Origin of the sequence: Pseudidiomarina piscicola, assembly GCF_902806985.1 — a bacterium.
In the GTDB taxonomy this organism is placed as follows: Bacteria; Pseudomonadota; Gammaproteobacteria; order Enterobacterales; family Alteromonadaceae; genus Pseudidiomarina; species Pseudidiomarina piscicola.
In genome coordinates, this window is the sequence record NZ_CADCXY010000001.1 from 24292 (window position 1) to 39830 (window position 15539).

At 50.1% G+C, this 15539-nt stretch carries 20 protein-coding genes and 2 tRNA genes; 15 read left to right on the top strand and 7 right to left on the bottom strand.

Translation table 11 applies throughout. The annotated features are described in order from the left end of the window. The first annotated feature begins 1 nt into the window (after position 1). From PSI9734_RS00125 to nadA, 14 genes are all read left to right on the top strand, one after another. Complete coding sequence (locus PSI9734_RS00125) at positions 2 to 748, top strand: YebC/PmpR family DNA-binding transcriptional regulator (RefSeq protein WP_173919106.1); 747 nt, start codon at positions 2 to 4, stop codon at positions 746 to 748. Further along, complete coding sequence (ruvC, locus tag PSI9734_RS00130; protein WP_173919107.1) at positions 748 to 1284, top strand: crossover junction endodeoxyribonuclease RuvC; 537 nt, start codon at positions 748 to 750, stop codon at positions 1282 to 1284. Before PSI9734_RS00125 ends, ruvC begins: the two co-directional genes overlap by 1 nt. Next, a complete protein-coding gene (gene ruvA, locus PSI9734_RS00135) occupies positions 1281 to 1901 on the top strand; it encodes a Holliday junction branch migration protein RuvA (RefSeq protein ID WP_173919108.1) in 621 nt (206 codons plus the stop codon). Before ruvC ends, ruvA begins: the two co-directional genes overlap by 4 nt. Positions 1902 to 1990: 89 nt before the next feature. Then, complete coding sequence (gene ruvB, locus PSI9734_RS00140) at positions 1991 to 3016, top strand: Holliday junction branch migration DNA helicase RuvB (protein WP_173919109.1); 1026 nt, start codon at positions 1991 to 1993, stop codon at positions 3014 to 3016. 420 nt (positions 3017 to 3436) lie between these two features. Beyond that, a complete protein-coding gene (ybgC, locus tag PSI9734_RS00145; protein WP_173919110.1) occupies positions 3437 to 3853 on the top strand; it encodes a tol-pal system-associated acyl-CoA thioesterase in 417 nt (138 codons plus the stop codon). Next, on the top strand, positions 3843 to 4544 hold the full coding sequence (tolQ, locus tag PSI9734_RS00150; RefSeq protein WP_173919111.1) for a protein TolQ: 702 nt from the start codon (positions 3843 to 3845) through the stop codon (positions 4542 to 4544). The genes ybgC and tolQ overlap by 11 nt, the downstream gene beginning before the upstream one ends. 2 nt (positions 4545 to 4546) lie before the next feature. Further along, positions 4547 to 4984, top strand: coding sequence for a protein TolR (gene tolR, locus PSI9734_RS00155; protein ID WP_173919939.1), 438 nt, complete (start codon positions 4547 to 4549; stop codon positions 4982 to 4984). A 10-nt stretch (positions 4985 to 4994) separates the two neighbouring features. After that, positions 4995 to 5918: a cell envelope integrity protein TolA gene (gene tolA, locus PSI9734_RS00160; protein ID WP_246194652.1), complete on the top strand. Its 924-nt coding sequence runs from the start codon at positions 4995 to 4997 to the stop codon at positions 5916 to 5918. Between the two features lie 25 nt (positions 5919 to 5943). Beyond that, the gene (tolB, locus tag PSI9734_RS00165) at positions 5944 to 7302 is read left to right on the top strand and encodes a Tol-Pal system beta propeller repeat protein TolB (RefSeq protein ID WP_173919112.1); all 1359 of its coding nucleotides are present in this window, start codon (positions 5944 to 5946) and stop codon (positions 7300 to 7302) included. Positions 7303 to 7347: 45 nt separating this feature from the next. Next, positions 7348 to 7887, top strand: a complete 540-nt coding sequence (pal, locus tag PSI9734_RS00170) for a peptidoglycan-associated lipoprotein Pal (RefSeq protein WP_173919113.1) — start codon at positions 7348 to 7350, stop codon at positions 7885 to 7887. A gap of 9 nt (positions 7888 to 7896) precedes the next feature. Continuing rightward, positions 7897 to 8646, top strand: a complete 750-nt coding sequence (gene ybgF / locus PSI9734_RS00175; protein ID WP_173919114.1) for a tol-pal system protein YbgF — start codon at positions 7897 to 7899, stop codon at positions 8644 to 8646. Positions 8647 to 8783: 137 nt separating this feature from the next. After that, positions 8784 to 8859 (top strand) — tRNA-Lys (locus PSI9734_RS00180). Between the two features lie 29 nt (positions 8860 to 8888). Continuing rightward, positions 8889 to 8964, top strand: a tRNA-Lys gene (locus PSI9734_RS00185). A gap of 67 nt (positions 8965 to 9031) precedes the next feature. Next, on the top strand, positions 9032 to 10081 hold the full coding sequence (gene nadA / locus PSI9734_RS00190) for a quinolinate synthase NadA (protein ID WP_173919115.1): 1050 nt from the start codon (positions 9032 to 9034) through the stop codon (positions 10079 to 10081). Between the two features lie 27 nt (positions 10082 to 10108). Here nadA and PSI9734_RS00195 read toward each other — a convergent pair whose 3' ends face one another. The 6 genes from PSI9734_RS00195 to PSI9734_RS00220 all read right to left on the bottom strand — a co-directional run bounded on the left by PSI9734_RS00195 (position 10109) and on the right by PSI9734_RS00220 (position 14619). Then, positions 10109 to 10930 carry an NAD(P)H-binding protein gene (locus PSI9734_RS00195; protein ID WP_173919116.1) on the bottom strand — a complete coding sequence of 274 codons (822 nt, stop codon included), beginning with the start codon at positions 10928 to 10930 and terminating at the stop codon, positions 10109 to 10111. Beyond that, a complete protein-coding gene (locus PSI9734_RS00200; RefSeq protein WP_173919117.1) occupies positions 10927 to 11703 on the bottom strand; it encodes a ZIP family metal transporter in 777 nt (258 codons plus the stop codon). Before PSI9734_RS00200 ends, PSI9734_RS00195 begins: the two co-directional genes overlap by 4 nt. Before the next feature lie 67 nt (positions 11704 to 11770). After that, the gene (locus PSI9734_RS00205) at positions 11771 to 11971 is read right to left on the bottom strand and encodes a helix-turn-helix transcriptional regulator (protein ID WP_173919118.1); all 201 of its coding nucleotides are present in this window, start codon (positions 11969 to 11971) and stop codon (positions 11771 to 11773) included. Further along, positions 11968 to 12336, bottom strand: coding sequence for a hypothetical protein (locus tag PSI9734_RS00210; protein ID WP_173919119.1), 369 nt, complete (start codon positions 12334 to 12336; stop codon positions 11968 to 11970). The genes PSI9734_RS00205 and PSI9734_RS00210 overlap by 4 nt, the downstream gene beginning before the upstream one ends. A 131-nt stretch (positions 12337 to 12467) precedes the next feature. Further along, positions 12468 to 14123 carry a gamma-glutamyltransferase gene (gene ggt / locus PSI9734_RS00215; RefSeq protein ID WP_173919941.1) on the bottom strand — a complete coding sequence of 552 codons (1656 nt, stop codon included), beginning with the start codon at positions 14121 to 14123 and terminating at the stop codon, positions 12468 to 12470. Between the two features lie 172 nt (positions 14124 to 14295). After that, positions 14296 to 14619: a c-type cytochrome gene (locus PSI9734_RS00220; protein ID WP_173919120.1), complete on the bottom strand. Its 324-nt coding sequence runs from the start codon at positions 14617 to 14619 to the stop codon at positions 14296 to 14298. 151 nt (positions 14620 to 14770) lie between these two features. Between PSI9734_RS00220 and PSI9734_RS00225 the strand changes: the two genes are divergently transcribed. Then, on the top strand, positions 14771 to 15088 hold the full coding sequence (locus PSI9734_RS00225; RefSeq protein WP_173919121.1) for an MliC family protein: 318 nt from the start codon (positions 14771 to 14773) through the stop codon (positions 15086 to 15088). Between the two features lie 20 nt (positions 15089 to 15108). Here PSI9734_RS00225 and PSI9734_RS00230 read toward each other — a convergent pair whose 3' ends face one another. After that, the gene (locus tag PSI9734_RS00230) at positions 15109 to 15447 is read right to left on the bottom strand and encodes a hypothetical protein (RefSeq protein ID WP_173919122.1); all 339 of its coding nucleotides are present in this window, start codon (positions 15445 to 15447) and stop codon (positions 15109 to 15111) included. Positions 15448 to 15539: the final 92 nt, after the last annotated feature.

The window sequence follows — 15539 nt, forward strand, 5'->3', positions numbered from 1 at the left end:
GATGGCAGGTCATTCGAAATGGGCCAACATTAAACATCGCAAAGCCGCGCAAGATGCTAAGCGCGGCAAAATCTTTACCCGTCTTATTCGAGAAATTGTGGTTGCCGCGCGCGAAGGCGGCGGCGATCCTGATAGTAACCCCCGCTTACGCGCCGCTATCGACAAGGCGCTCGCCAACAACATGAAAAAAGATACCGTTGATACCGCGGTTAAGCGTGGCAGTGGTGATCTTGATGGCGATAACCTTGATGAGCTCACCTATGAAGGCTACGGCCCCGGTGGCGTGGCGATTTTACTAGAAACCATGACCGACAACCGGAACCGTACGGTTTCTGAAGTGCGTCATGCGTTTAGCAAACACGGTGGCAACCTAGGTACCGATGGCTCTGTGGCTTATTTATTTAATAAGCGCGGAGTGCTGAGTTTTAATGCCGACACCGATGAAGACGCGCTGATGGAAGCCGCGTTAGAAGCCGGTGCCGAAGACATCGTCAGTCACGACGATGGTAGCTTCGATGTGTTTACCACCCCGGACACCTTTGGCACGGTTAAAGATGGCTTGCAGAGCGCAAACTTCGTTGCCGATCATGCTGAAGTCGGCTTGTTGCCAGAAACGCGGTCACCCCTTGCAGAGGCTGACGCTGAGAAATTCCTTAAATTGATTGATGCATTAGAAGAGCTTGACGATGTGCAAGAGGTTTACCACAACGCTGATATCGACGATGAGATTCTGGAGCGCCTCGGCTAATGGCCATTATTCTGGGCATTGACCCAGGTTCACGCCTTACAGGCTATGGGATTATTCGCGTACAGGGGCGCCAGATAAGCTATCTTGCCAGTGGTTGTATTAACGCCACCGGCACCACCCGCAACCCCTACACTCTTGCCGAAAAGCTGCGCGTGATACATGATGGTGTGCGCGAACTGATTGCACAGTTTCAACCTGATGAATTTGCGATTGAGCAGGTGTTTATGGCGCGCAACCCTGATTCAGCGCTAAAACTTGGCCAGGCTCGTGGTGCCGCCATTGTGGCCGCTGCGCAAGCGGAGCTACCGGTGGCTGAGTACGCTGCACGTTTGATCAAACAAGCGGTGGTGGGAACAGGCGCCGCTGACAAGACCCAGGTACAGCATATGGTTATGGCCATGCTAAAACTTAGCCATCGCCCCCAAGCCGACGCCGCCGACGCTTTAGCCGTGGCACTATGCCATGCCAATAGCCGCGATTACGCTGCCACTATGGCGTCTAAGACAACACAAAAAACAACAAGGAGAGGGCGTTGATCGGACAATTAAACGGCCTGTTAATAAGTAAGCAGCCGCCAGAAATTTTAATTGATGTGCAAGGTGTCGGTTACGAAGTACAGATGCCGATGACCTGTTTGTACGACTTGCCGGATGTCGGTGAAACCGTGACCGTGGTGACCCACTTTGTGGTGCGTGAAGATGCCCAATTGCTTTATGGTTTTAATACCTTTGCTGAGCGAGGACTCTTTCGCCAGTTAATTAAAGCCCAAGGTGTCGGGCCCAAATTGGCGCTGACCATTATGTCGGGCATGACGGCACAGCAATTTGTTGCCGCCGTAAGTCATGAAGACGTGACAAGTTTGGTGAAGTTACCAGGCGTTGGCCGCAAAACCGCCGAACGCTTGGTGGTTGAAATGCGTGACCGCTTGCAGAACTGGACGTCAGCGACCCCAGCCACGGATGCCGCACCTATCGATTTTGGTGATTTAGCGCCGACGGTCGAGCGGAGTTCGCCGCGGGCAGATGCGGTGGGGGCCTTAATGGCTTTGGGTTATAAGCCGGCGCAGGCGGAAAAGGCGGTGGCTGCTGCGGTGAAAGCGAGTGGCGATGTGGGGAGTGAAGAGCTGATCCGCACCGCATTGAAGAATATGTAGGGATACCGATGTTTGCTGTTCGATGTTCGATATTCGTTTGAAACAAACATCGAACAGCAAATAGCGAATATCGCCCTTGAGGATTATCAATGATTGAACCCGATCGGATTAACCAGCCGCAGCAGCAACACGACGACGAAGTGATTGATCGTGCGATACGGCCGAAGAAACTTGCTGACTACACAGGCCAGAAGCATGTGGTTGAGCAAATGGAAATTTTTATTCAGGCGGCGCGGCAACGGCAAGAAGCGTTGGATCATTTGCTGATTTTTGGTCCGCCGGGCTTAGGCAAGACCACGCTTGCCAATATTGTTGCCAATGAGCTGGATGTCAATATTCGCCAGACCTCTGGCCCGGTGCTTGAGAAGGCCGGTGATTTAGCCGCTTTGCTGACTAATCTGGAAGAGCACGATGTGCTGTTTATCGATGAGATCCATCGTTTGAGTCCGGTGGTGGAAGAAATATTGTACCCGGCGATGGAAGATTACCAGCTTGATATTATGATTGGCGAAGGGCCTGCGGCGCGCTCCATTAAGCTCGACTTGCCACCCTTTACGCTTATCGGCGCGACCACGCGGGCGGGGGCTTTAACGTCGCCACTACGCGACCGCTTTGGTATTGTTCAGCGGCTTGAGTTTTACGATGTAAATGAACTGACTAAGATTATTCAGCGCTCGGCCGACTACCTCAATTTAGATTTAGACGACGCCGGGGCGCGTGAAATTGCGCGGCGCTCACGTGGTACGCCGCGAATAGCCAACCGCTTACTACGGCGCGTGCGAGACTATGCGGAAGTACGAAATAATGGCAAAATTGATTTGCCGAATGCATCAGCAGCCTTAAAAATGGTTGATGTTGATGAAGCCGGTTTTGATTATATGGACCGCAAGTTGTTGCTGGCTATCATTGAGAAGTTTCTAGGTGGCCCGGTTGGCTTAGATAATTTAGCTGCCGCTATTGGCGAAGAGAAAGATACCATTGAAGATGTGTTAGAACCTTATTTAATTCAACAGGGGTTCTTACAGCGCACACCACGCGGTCGCATCGCAACCCCTCATGCATATGCTCATTTTGGGCTTGGTAAAAAAGAAGAACAAACAGCGAACAGCGAATAGCCAACATCGCTTTTATGGTTAGGCAAAAAAAAGCCCGCTTAAAAAGCGGGCAAAAACTACAGAACAACAAGGAAGTTAAATCCAGGGGAACAATAACAGGAAGAAGTGACAACCGGTCTCTTCGTAACTGATATGCTGCGTATTATACGGAGGTCGGACCTTGGTTCAAACGAGAAAAATTGTTTCTCGCATTAGTTTATCTAATAACACAATGTAACCTTTGCATAAAAAGCATACACCTTGAAATTGGTAAGACCAAAAATAGCTATAAATAACAATGGTTAAGTGTTCCGTGGTCAATTTTTGAAGATAAATAAAACTCTGGCTAGTTTTTAATCATGCAAAAAATTTACATAATATTTTAGCTTGCAACCGTTGCAGTTAGCGCAAGAAACGCAAAAATAAGGGTAGACCAACAAGATGACTGAATTTTCTTGGCCGATCCGCGTCTATTATGAGGACACGGATGCTGGCGGTATCGTATATTATGCCAATTATCTCAAATTTCTTGAGCGGGCGCGTACCGAGTGGTTACGCTCGCTGGGAATTGAGCAAGATACCTGGTTGGCGCACAATATTGGCTTCGTGGTGCGCCACGTTGAATTAGATTTGTTGCGCCCAGCAAAGTTTAACGATGAACTGCGGGTGAGTGTTGTGGTCGAACGTCTGAAACGGGCGTCAGTCGAATTTACACAGCAGGTGCTGAATCAACACGGCACGGTTATTTGCCAAGCCCAAATTAAAGCGGCTTGCGTTCATTTAGGGGAAGCAGGTAGTGCGGTTCGCGCAGTACCAATGCCAACAGAAATCATAGAGGTACTAAAGCGTGCAAGCTGAGATGTCGATTACTGCGTTAATTTTCGAAGCAAGTTTTGTGGTGCAGTTAGTGATGTTGCTGCTGCTCGCCTTTTCGGTGGCAGGCTGGATGATGATTTTTCAGCGCCGCAAAATTATTCAAAGCGCGAGTCAACATGCGACGGCCTTTGAAGACCGTTTCTGGTCGGGCGTTGATCTGGCTCGGTTGTATCAGGAGATCGGTGCGCGGGCACAAAACGCCAATGGTATGGAAAAACTATTTTATGCTGGTTTTAAAGAGTTTGCGCGCTTGCGTGGTAACCCCGCATTAGACCAGCAGCAAGTACTCGAAGCCTCGTACCGGGCGATGCGCGTGGTGCATTCACGTGAGGTCGACCGGCTTGAAAATAACCTCAGCTTACTGGCCACCATAGGTTCAATTAGTCCTTATGTCGGTTTGTTCGGTACGGTATGGGGCATCATGAATGCCTTTATTGGCTTAGGTGCAGTGCAACAAGCAACCTTGGCGATGGTTGCGCCCGGTATTGCCGAGGCATTGATTGCAACGGCCATGGGCTTATTTGCGGCAATTCCTGCTGTGATCGCCTACAACCGCTTCGCCCATCGTGTCGAAAAGGTCGATAATCAGTATCTGAACTTCATGGACGAGTTATTGGCGATTTTGCAACGCCAAGGCAGCACTCCGCCAAAAGCCGCAGGTAACGCAGCATGATGATGATGACGGCCAACCGCAAGCGGCGTAAGCCAGTGTCCGAAATTAACGTGGTGCCTTATATCGACGTTATGCTGGTGCTGTTGATTATTTTTATGGTTACCGCGCCGCTCATCACTCAAGGTGTTAAGGTTGACTTGCCTAATGCCAATGCGGAGCCTTTAGATGCCGAGAGTAAGCCACCGATTATTGTCTCGGTGGATGTCGATGGTCAGTACTATGTGAGTTCGTTAGCTGATTATAATAATCCAAACGATCCACTGGACATTGAGACCTTGGCCGCACGGGTGCAGGCACAGTTAACGCTCGACCCTGAGACACGTATTATGGTTAACGGCGACGGTGGGGTTTCATACAACCAAGTGGTGCGGCTGATGGTGTTACTGCAACAGCTTGGGGTCGACTCGGTTGGCTTAATGACTGAAGATACGGGCAACTAGAGAGGCGCATGTGAAAATAGGAAAGTTTACATGGCCGAGTGAATTAACCGTACCCTTATTGCTTTCGGTGGCGTTGCACCTGGGCATAGTGGTGGTGCTGTTTGCTGGCTTTAAATGGTCACCGAGTGTGCCTGAGAGCATGGAAGTGCAGCTTAATGCGCCGTTGCAAGACGAAGTGGTGCCGGAAGAAGAAATTGTCAAGGCGGCCACGGTCGATAAAGCCAAAATTCAAGAGCAGATTGAGGCGATTCAAGCCGAAGAGCAACGCCGACAAAACGAAATTGACGAACTTGAGCGACGCGCGCAAGAAGCGAAACGACAACGAGAAACCGAACAACAAAGGCAACGCGAACTTGCTGCGCAGCAGCAAAAAGAGCGCGAACGTATTGCTCGCGAGCAGAAAGCGGCAGAGCAGAAGCGCCAGGAAGCTGAAAAAGCCGCAGAAGCCGCTGCTGAACGTCGTAAACGTGAAGAGGAAGCCGCCAAAAAGGCCGAAGCTGAGCGCAAAAAACGTGAAGAAGAAGCACGGCGACTTGAAGAAGAGCGTAAGCGCAAAGAACGTGAAGCGCGTGAACGGGCTGAGCGAGAGCGGCAGATGCAAGAAGAGTTAGCGGCTGAACGTAAAGCGCGTGCAGCAGCCCGCTCACGGCAGGTACAAAGTGAGGTTGGCAAATATACAGCGTTGATACGCAGTACGATTCAGCGTAACTTAATTACCGACCCATCGATGCGCGGCAAAGAATGTAAAGTACGTATTCGCGTCGCCTCGAGTGGATTTGTGATTTCCGTCGACACTATTGGCGGTGATACTGGCGTTTGCCAAGCGACGCAAAATGCTGTGTTCAAGGCAGGTACCTTGCCGGTGTCGAAAGACCCGGAAATATTCAAAGAGATGGAAACCATCGATTTGACGGTGCAACCAGAATTTAATTAACTCATGAAGTAATTGTGATAACACTATGATGAAAAAACTTGTTTTATTGTTAGTAACGACAGTGGCTTTGCTCACTGTACTGCAGCGACCGGCAAATGCGTCGCTAGAGATCGTTATCACCGATGGCGTTAACAGTGCCCGTCCGATTGCGGTGGTACCTTTCCGGTGGTTGGGCGATGGCCCGGCCCCTGAAGGGCTGACAGAAGTCATTGCCGCCGATTTGATGCGCAGCGGGAAGTTTAACCCGATACCGCAGAACGCGATGCCACAATCGCCGAGCAAAGAAAGTGAAATTGACTACCCAAGTTGGGCCAGCTTGGGTGTAGAAGCCGTGTTAGTGGGCACCATTGAGCCTTATGCCGTGGACCGTTACACCGTGTCGTTTCAAATTGTTGATATCTTACGTGGGCAAATCACCAGCGGCACACGCATGCTGCGCGACGGTGAGTTAGTGACAGCACAAGATCATATTCTCGATGCCCGTCGCAGTGTGATTGGTGGTGAGCAATTCCGCCAATATGCACACCGCATTTCTGATGTATTTTATGAAACCATGACTGGCGAGCGCGGCGCATTTATGACACGTATCGCCTACGTTACGGTCGATCATGACAACGAAAAACCTTATGAACTGGTAGTTGCTGACTACGACGGTTACAACGAAAAAGTATTGTTACGTAGCCCTGAACCACTGATGTCGCCGTCATGGTCACCGGATGGCAACAAATTGGCTTATGTGAGCTTTGAGAATAAGCGTCCAGAAATTTTTATCCAAGACATCTACACCACCCGGCGGGAAAAAATGACGTCTTTTTCGGGCATCAATAGTAGCCCGGTATGGTCACCCGATGGCAAGCGTTTAGCTATGGTGCTGTCGAAAGACGGCAACCCAGAGCTTTATGTGATGGACATTGCCAGCAAACAGCTAGAGCGCGCAACACGGCACCACGCGATTGATACAGAACCGAATTGGTCGCCCGACGGGAAATCCCTCGTGTTCACCTCAGAAAGGGGTGGCAGACCGCAGTTATATAGCGTAAATTTAGATTCAGGCCAAGTTCGTCGGTTAACCTTTGAAGGTGAACAGAACCTTGGTGGTACTTGGGCTCCGGATGGCCAGCACGTGGTGATGGTAAACCGTACCCAAGGCAACTATCATATTGCCAAACAAGAATACCCAAGCGGTGCCATGCAGGTACTGACACAAACGTCACTAGACGAGTCACCAAGCTTGGCACCGAATGGCAGCATGGTTATTTACAGTACGACACACAATAACCAACAAGTATTAGCGTTGGTTTCGGTGGATGGTCGCTTCAAAGCGCGGCTACCAGCCCGAAAAGGTGAGGTTAAATCACCTGCTTGGTCACCGTTTTTACGCTAATAAACACGATTAATACCCTAAACATTCGAACTAAGGATCGCGGAAATGAACGCAAATCAGTTACTTAAAAGCCTTCTTATCGCTGTACCTATGCTGACGTTGGCAGCATGTAGCTCAAGCCAAGGCACCGATGATGCGGCGAATCAACAAACGAATCAACAAGAGCAAGGCCAGCAAAGCGGTTCTGGTGTCGAGCTTGATTCAGCAGAGCGCACTAAAACGCCAGCAGAAGTTCGTGCTGAAAAAATGGAAACGCTGCAACGCGAAAATATTATTTACTTCGCATTTGATAACTCTCGGGTAAGTGCTGAGTATGGTCAACTGCTCGCAGACCATGCTGAATTCTTAGTTCAAAACCCTAACGTTGACGTGACCATTGAAGGTCATGCTGACGAGCGTGGTACACCTGAGTACAACATTGCGCTTGGCGAACGTCGTGCCAAAGCGGTTGCTCAGTACCTACAGAACCTAGGCGTAAGTGCAAGCCAAATCGAAACCGTTTCTTACGGTGAAGAGAAGCCACTTGTAAACGCTTCAACCCAAGCAGCGTATGCGAAAAACCGCCGCGGTGTTTTGGTTTACTAAGGTAAAACGATGCAAAAACTAATTCTAGTAGTGGCCTTATTAGTACCCGGAGTCGTGTTCGCACAGGCTCCGGTGTCGAAATTAGGCAGTGGCAGTGTCGAAGAGCGTTTGCAGCAACTCGAGCGTGTAATGGATGCTCGTAATGCGGCGCAAATGGCGCTCTTAGACCAAATGTCGACATTACAAGATGAAGTCGCTCAGCTGCGTGGGCGTACGGAAGAACACGCTTACCAGCTTGAGCAAATCTTGCAGCGGCAACGGGAAATTTATCAAGAAATTGACCGACGCCTGGCCGCGACCCCTGAGCCCGCAACAGTTACCACGCCATCTAATTCAGTGGCCGGCACAAGCGAGACGTCGAGCAATACAAATTACTCGAGCAACTTGGGCGAGAACGATGCTTACGATAAAGCGATCCGCTTAGTCATGGAAGATCGACGCTATGACGCAGCGATTCCAGAGTTTCGTAGCTTTATTCAACAGTTTCCAAACTCAACCTATGTGCCAAATGCGCACTACTGGTTAGGGCAACTGTTGTATGCCGAGGGCGACTTTGCTGAAGCGAAACAGGAATTCACCACTGTTGTCGAACAGTATCCAGACAGCAATAAGCGGGCCGATAGCATACTCAAGCTTGGCATTGTTGCTCAGCAGCAAGGTGAAAAGCAGTTAGCGCGTAATTACTTTGACAAAGTTATTGCAGACTATCCTGAGAGCACACCGGCTGATTTAGCCAAGAAACGCTTAGATAATTTGTAACATCCTTGTAAGTAACTACGGTAGATGTTCGTAAATTGAGCAAACGCACCGTATATCTTAAATTTGCAGTTGCATCGAGCGGCATTTTAAGTAAACTATGCCGCCGTTGCCGCTGATAAGTAGCAGCAGATGAGATTGGGTCGTTAGCTCAGTTGGTAGAGCAGTTGACTTTTAATCAATTGGTCGCAGGTTCGAATCCTGCACGACCCACCAATCTCATTGTTCACATCGCATTATATCGTGGGTCGTTAGCTCAGTTGGTAGAGCAGTTGACTTTTAATCAATTGGTCGCAGGTTCGAATCCTGCACGACCCACCACGATTTCACCCGCACGTCATTTTCCTTTATACTATGCAAACTTTTTCCCATGTAGTGAAGTTGTAGCATGAGTATCACAGAAGAAATTCAAGCCCGCGTTATCGATAAGCTCGATTATGCTTTTCCAGCTAAACCTAAACCGCTAAACGACCAAGAGAAAGCGACGTACATCGCGCATATCAAGCAGTTGTTGAAAGACAAGAATGCGGTACTGGTCGCCCATTACTATACCGATCCTGAAATTCAGGCGTTGGCCGAAGAAACCGGTGGTTGCGTGTCTGACTCGCTCGAGATGGCGCGCTTCGGTGCTAATCATGAGGCCGACACGCTGATTGTTGCCGGTGTGAAGTTTATGGGTGAGACAGCGAAAATACTGACGCCAAATAAAACCGTGTTAATGCCAACCTTAGAAGCCACGTGCTCACTTGATATTGGTTGTCCTATCGAGGAGTTTTCGGCGTTCTGTGATGCCAACCCAGAGCGCACCGTAGTGGTTTATGCGAATACCTCTGCGGCGGTAAAAGCGCGCGCCGATTGGGTGGTTACCTCAAGCATTGCACTGGATATTGTCGATCACCTCGATGCTGAAGGCGAAACTATCCTTTGGGGTCCTGATCAGCACCTCGGTGACTATATTCAGCGCGAGACGGGTGCCGACATGCTGATGTGGCAGGGCGCATGTGTGGTGCATGACGAGTTTAAGACCAAAGCCTTGGAAGACTTGAAAAATGTTTATCCTGAGGCGGCGGTGTTAGTACACCCTGAGTCGCCAGCAGCAGTGGTAGATTTAGCAGATGCGGTTGGGTCAACTTCACAACTTATCAAAGCCAGTCAAGAACTGCCCAACGAAACCTTCATTGTGGCCACCGACCGCGGTATTTTCTACAAGATGCAGCAACTGTCACCGAACAAGCGCTTTATTGAAGCGCCTACGGCGGGTAGCGGAGCCACCTGCCGCAGCTGTGCACACTGCCCGTGGATGGCAATGAATGGCTTAGTTGCTATTGCTGAAGCCTTAGAGCACGGCGGCGCGGCCCATGAAATTCATGTCGACCCGGAACTCGCCAAGCAAGCGATGCAACCGTTACAACGGATGTTGAACTTCAAAAAGAGTTAGTTGCTGACCCAAATCGAAGCCGAAGCATTACTTCGGCTGGTAGGTCGGGTGTAATAGTTGATAACCGCTTGCCTTGAGCAGGCGGTTGTCAATGCGTTTACTGCCCCGACGACCGATCTCATCAGCGCGCGATAGCCCTGCTATGTCCATCCCCAAACGATCCGCTAGTCGTGCATAGGCATGCTCCTGTAACAGTGGCTCGTCATCACTGACCAGAAATAGTGGCTGTTGCTGCTCAGGGTGCTGCACCAGATAGGCAATAAAGCCTGCCACATCGTCAGCATGGATACGGTTTGTCCAGGCAGGGGTTATCACGGCTTTACCTGAAATAATCAGCTCAGCGAGCCGTGAGCGATTCGGGCCGTAAATTCCTGAGCACCTTAAGATGCTACTATGATCGCTGCTGCTGTGAATCAGTTGTTCAGCTTGTAACAGCGATTGACCGTTGTCATCGGTCGGCTCTGCCATGGTTGTTTCATCAATCCACTCACCATTACGTTCACTATAAACCCCAGTGCTTGAAACATAGATGATTTGCGGGTGATGTCCTTGGCTTTTCAACTGATGTTGCAAGAGTCGGCAGGGCACCACATAACCATCAAAGTAAGGGTCCTGGCTAGCGCGGTTGGGTGTCAGGGTAAGTACAATGACGTCAATGTCGGGGCTCACAAGCTTGGCGATATCTTCACCATTAGACGCATCACCTGCTAGCAACTGTACGTGGGCCGGATTGGCCTTATAAGCAGGTTGGCGGCACAAACCGTACTGTGCTGTGCACCCCATTGAATCGAGTGCAACGCTGGCGCGCTCGGCGATGTCACCGTAACCAATAAATGCAATTTTTTTCATGCAGCTAACCATACGTCTAAGAATAACATGAGTACTAAACCTACCATGAGGCCGGCAGTGGCACGTTGATGATGCCCGCGTCGGTGGGTTTCCGGAATGATTTCGTGACTAATTACAAACAGCATAGCACCTGCGGCGAAAACCAGCCCCCAGGGCAGTAAAACTTGCGATAAATTAACAAACACCCCGCCAATAAGACCACCGACGGGCTCAATTAAGCCCGTAAGGGCTGCTACGACAAAGCTTTTCAAGCGGCTGTAACCGACTGCAACTAAGCCGACGGCGACGGCGAGACCTTCGGGAATATTTTGCAAACCAATACCAAGCGCCAACGAAAAGGCGGCATCGGACGCGCCGTTACCATAGGCGACCCCAACCGCGAGGCCTTCGGGTAAGTTATGAATTGCGATGGCAAATACAAACAACCAAACCCCAGAAACTTTCTCTGAAGCAAGCCCTTCGGGGCCAGAGACAAAATGTTCGTGTGGAAGTAGACGATCCATGGCAGCAATAGCCGCCGCACCGAGCAAAATGCCGACGACGGCAATCAGTGCTGGTACGGGCCCTTCGCCGTACATTTCGGTAGATATATCGATAGCGGGAACAATCAACGAAAAGAACGATGCTGCAAGCATGACGCCCGCAGCAAACCCTAACAGGGTATCGTTAAAGCGCTCGGATGGCTGACGGCCAACCAGCACAGGCAAGGCTCCGACCGCGGTTAATGCACCCGTGATGAAGCTTGCGATTAGCGCGAGAATAATTAAATCCATACCGCCCTCGTCAGGTTAATGTTTAATGTCCAGCTTAACCTAGCTGAGGGCTGAATGGCAGTTGGTTTTACTCATCGTCGTCGGCAAAAAAGATTTGCTCGATGGTTTGATCAAAAAGTCGCGAAAATTTAAACGCTAGGGGTAAGCTAGGGTCGAACTTACCTTTCTCAATGGCATTGATGGTTTGCCGCGATACATCTACTGCTGTGGCGAGGTCCGCTTGGGTCCAGTCGCGTTCAGCGCGCAGAACTTTCAGCCGATTTCTCATTGATATCTCCGTGTAGCGATGATCATGCTAACCAAGTAGGTGATTCCAACCAACATAATTAAAACCGAAATTTCTGCATCAAAAGGAATCACATTGGTGGTATCCGCCAGCGAGTAGGTAATGCCGCCGATGACTGCTACGCCGAGACTGATTGCTGAGGCCTGTAAATAGATCTTTTGTTGTAGCTCGTCCAAGGCGAGTACGTAGCGACGATTGACTTCAATCATGACGCCACCGAGAACGAGATTAAGCAGCAGTACTAGTATTTTTACTAGTTGTTGATCGGGCCACAACAGCATCGAGCCGAAGGTGGCCACGGCGGTCGATAGAAGCCAAGCTGCGGTTGCGATTGCCAGTCGAGACATGGATTTTTTGGTTGAGACAGTGCAGTTCATAAAAGACCTTTAAGTAAAGTGTGTTTGACATATAGTTGATCTAAATAATCACTAAGTCAAGCACACTTTACAAAAAGTCTTATTTACCACTCTTTTGTTAGTTAAAAGCCAGCGGCATGACCGTCTTTGCGACTCTCGGAGGCGCCGTAATAAACATCTTCTTCGTGGTTTTTCCAGATGGCTTGATAGCCACCGTAAGGCCCGACTGCCTCTTGCAGGGTATGGCCCATTTTGATCAGCTCACGGCGGGTAGCGGGCGAGAAACCATTTTCAAGGCTAATAACGCCACCATCGGTCATGCTTTCACCGGTCGGCTGGCTGGAGCCGGTATGCAGAATACGCGGCGCGTCGCCGGCTTCTTGTAAGTTCATACCGAAATCAATCAAATTGATAAGAATTTGTGCATGCATTTGCGGCTGCGTGGCACCTCCCATCACGCCATAGCTCATAACCGGCTTGCCGTCTTTGGTAACAAAGGCTGGAATAATGGTATGGAAAGGGCGTTTGCCTGGCGCGAATACGTTGGCGTGGCCTTGTTCTAAGGCAAAGAGTTCGCCGCGATTTTGCAGTACGAAACCAAGCCCCGTAGGGGTGATACCTGAGCCCATGCCGCGGTAGTTACTTTGGATCAGTGATACCATATTGCCGCTCTGATCAGCGGTCGTCAGGTAAATGGTATCCCCTTCGGTGGGTGGGTTGCCGGGCTCGACGGCCAGTGCCGGCTGTTTGCTATCAATCAGGCCGGCCCGCTGTTTGGCGTAGTCTTTATCGAGTAAGCCTTCGACCGGCGCTTGGCTAAACGCCGGGTCGGCGTAATACTTAGCGCGATCTTCAAAGGCGAGCTTCTTGGCTTCGACGAAATGATGAATATACTCGCTACTGTCAAAGCCCATCGCCGCGATATCAAAATTTTCCAGAATATTTAAAATCTGCTGCGCGGCAATACCTTGGGTATTCGGCGGCAATTCCCATAAATCGTAACCGCGGTAGTTACTTGAGACCGGCGCAACCCAAGTGGACTCGTGTTCGGCTAAGTCGTCATACGAAAGAAACCCGCCATGCTCCGCAACAAAGTCACTAATGGTACGCGCAATAGCTCCTTCATAGAATGCATCACGACCTTCGATGGCGATTGTCTCAAGAGTATTTGCGAGATCCGGATTTTTAAAGCGCTCGCCTTTTTGCGGCATTTCACCGTCTGGCATAAATACTTCAGCGAAGCCGGGTTGTTCGCCGATCACCGCAGCATTACGGGCAAAATAGTAGGCAATCACTTCGGTAACAGGAAAGCCTTCACGAGCGTAGCGAATCGCTGGCGCGAGCACTTTCTCCATGGGCAGTTGGCCGAATTTCTCGTGTAACTCAAACCAGCCGTCGACTGCGCCTGGCACCGATAGCGGAAGTACGCCACGAGCTGGAATTTTGTCATAGCCATTTTCAACAAAGTAGTCGAGCGACAAACTTTGTGGCGAACGCCCGGACGCGTTGAGTCCGTATAGCTGTTGCGTGTCGGCGTCCCAAACGATGGCAAATAAATCACCACCAATACCGTTGCCGGTAGGTTCGACGAGGCCAAGTAGTGCGTTTGCGGCAATAGCTGCGTCGATGGCGTTCCCGCCTTGTTGCATAATATCGAGCGCGACTTGGGTGGCGAGGGGTTGGCTGGTAGCGGCCATCGCCTCGGGTGCCATGGCTTCGGAACGCGTGGCAAAGTGATGGCCAGTAATACGGTCGGCAGCCGCAGCGCTAGGGCTCATTGCAGTCAGGCCTGCGAGCAGGGCACAAGAGAGAGTACAAGAGAATGTTAACGAGAGTAGTGAGCGTTTCATCATCGCCTCCTAGTGAAGTAAGTCACTTCACTATAACGAGGCGATGGGCAAGGTGTTAATTAAATCGACAGATGTCGTACTCTGTCCGATAGTTAACCGCTTATTTCAGGGTTAAAATCCATTCCGCCAATAGGGTAAGTTGCTCGTCGCTAAGCTGCGGCTGAGCCGGCATAGGTGTTTGTCCCCAGTTACCTTTGCCACCGTTTTTGATACTGTCTTTCAGTTGCGCAACAGCGTCATCTTGGCCGGCATACTTTGCCGCCACATCGCTGTATGCAGGGCCGACAATTTTGTTATTAACACCGTGACAGGCAGTACAAGCGTTCTTTTTCGCCAGTTCCAATGCCTCGTCGTTAGCTTGTGCGCTGCCGGCAACAGACAATGTTAAAACTACGAAAATACCACCGATAAATTTACTGAACATGACTAAGACTCCTTGATGAACCTATGGTTTATGCCATCATTGCAAAAGATAGCGTACCTAAGAAACGTAGCTAAGAAACGTACCTAAGTAAGAAAGATACCTTAACTATGCATGTTTGGATCAATTTAAACAAATCAAAGGACCCACATCAATGAGACTTTTCGCCCCGTTAAGCTTGGTGAGTGTTTTACTATGCGTTGGTTGTGCCCCCACGCCGACCTATACCTATCAGTGCGAGAGTAGCGCGGTGATTGAGGCCTCCTACCCTGATGCGGAAACAGCAAGGGTTCGCTATCAAGATCGTACCTATGAATTAACTATTGCGGTGTCGGCCAGTGGCGCACGTTATGTTGGTGAGCAGTTGGAATGGTGGACCAAAGGTAGCGGCGCGGGTGCTGAAGCGAGATTATTTCAGCACCACGCGAATGGCACGACAGGCGATACTGTTGAAAGCTGTGTACGCAAGTAGCTGGTAACCCCTAGAAGCCCTTACAGGCCGTAGACTGTTACATAGAACTCGTCGGTGTCGTCAGTAGACTCAACGGTATATTCAATTGGCACATTAGACTCACCGGCGGGGCCTTTCATTACTAGGTCGGCGGCACACTCGTAGGTATCAATTTTTTCGTCGTGTCCTTGGGTACGAATGACATCCAGAGACATATCAATGAGGTTGGCAAATTCTTTGCCGAACTGGGCAACTAATTCGTCATTACTAATTTCCAAAACCAGGTCTACGGTCTCAGAGTCACTGCAAGTTGGGGTTCCGCCGCTGCACGCTGACAAGACAATGGCACCTGCCACTACGGGCACAATACGTTTAAACATAACCTTTCCTTTTTGGGTTCTCTACTGGGCAGAAAGCGCCAGAACAACGTGCACAACCACACTTTGCCTGCTTTTTACCTCTTAAACGAAAC

Coding starts and splice junctions, on each gene's coding strand:
- PSI9734_RS00200 (WP_173919117.1), bottom strand. CDS start 11,703: ATGGATTTAATTATTCTCGCGCTAATCGCAAGCTTCATCACGGGTGCA.
- PSI9734_RS00125 (WP_173919106.1), top strand. CDS start 2: ATGGCAGGTCATTCGAAATGGGCCAACATTAAACATCGCAAAGCCGCG.
- PSI9734_RS00230 (WP_173919122.1), bottom strand. CDS start 15,447: ATGTTTAAACGTATTGTGCCCGTAGTGGCAGGTGCCATTGTCTTGTCA.
- tolR (WP_173919939.1), top strand. CDS start 4,547: ATGATGACGGCCAACCGCAAGCGGCGTAAGCCAGTGTCCGAAATTAAC.
- tolB (WP_173919112.1), top strand. CDS start 5,944: ATGATGAAAAAACTTGTTTTATTGTTAGTAACGACAGTGGCTTTGCTC.
- PSI9734_RS00205 (WP_173919118.1), bottom strand. CDS start 11,971: ATGAGAAATCGGCTGAAAGTTCTGCGCGCTGAACGCGACTGGACCCAA.
- ggt (WP_173919941.1), bottom strand. CDS start 14,123: ATGAGCCCTAGCGCTGCGGCTGCCGACCGTATTACTGGCCATCACTTT.
- ruvB (WP_173919109.1), top strand. CDS start 1,991: ATGATTGAACCCGATCGGATTAACCAGCCGCAGCAGCAACACGACGAC.
- PSI9734_RS00220 (WP_173919120.1), bottom strand. CDS start 14,619: ATGTTCAGTAAATTTATCGGTGGTATTTTCGTAGTTTTAACATTGTCT.
- PSI9734_RS00195 (WP_173919116.1), bottom strand. CDS start 10,930: ATGAAAAAAATTGCATTTATTGGTTACGGTGACATCGCCGAGCGCGCC.
- nadA (WP_173919115.1), top strand. CDS start 9,032: ATGAGTATCACAGAAGAAATTCAAGCCCGCGTTATCGATAAGCTCGAT.
- ruvC (WP_173919107.1), top strand. CDS start 748: ATGGCCATTATTCTGGGCATTGACCCAGGTTCACGCCTTACAGGCTAT.
- ybgC (WP_173919110.1), top strand. CDS start 3,437: ATGACTGAATTTTCTTGGCCGATCCGCGTCTATTATGAGGACACGGAT.
- pal (WP_173919113.1), top strand. CDS start 7,348: ATGAACGCAAATCAGTTACTTAAAAGCCTTCTTATCGCTGTACCTATG.
- PSI9734_RS00210 (WP_173919119.1), bottom strand. CDS start 12,336: ATGTCTCGACTGGCAATCGCAACCGCAGCTTGGCTTCTATCGACCGCC.
- PSI9734_RS00225 (WP_173919121.1), top strand. CDS start 14,771: ATGAGACTTTTCGCCCCGTTAAGCTTGGTGAGTGTTTTACTATGCGTT.
- ybgF (WP_173919114.1), top strand. CDS start 7,897: ATGCAAAAACTAATTCTAGTAGTGGCCTTATTAGTACCCGGAGTCGTG.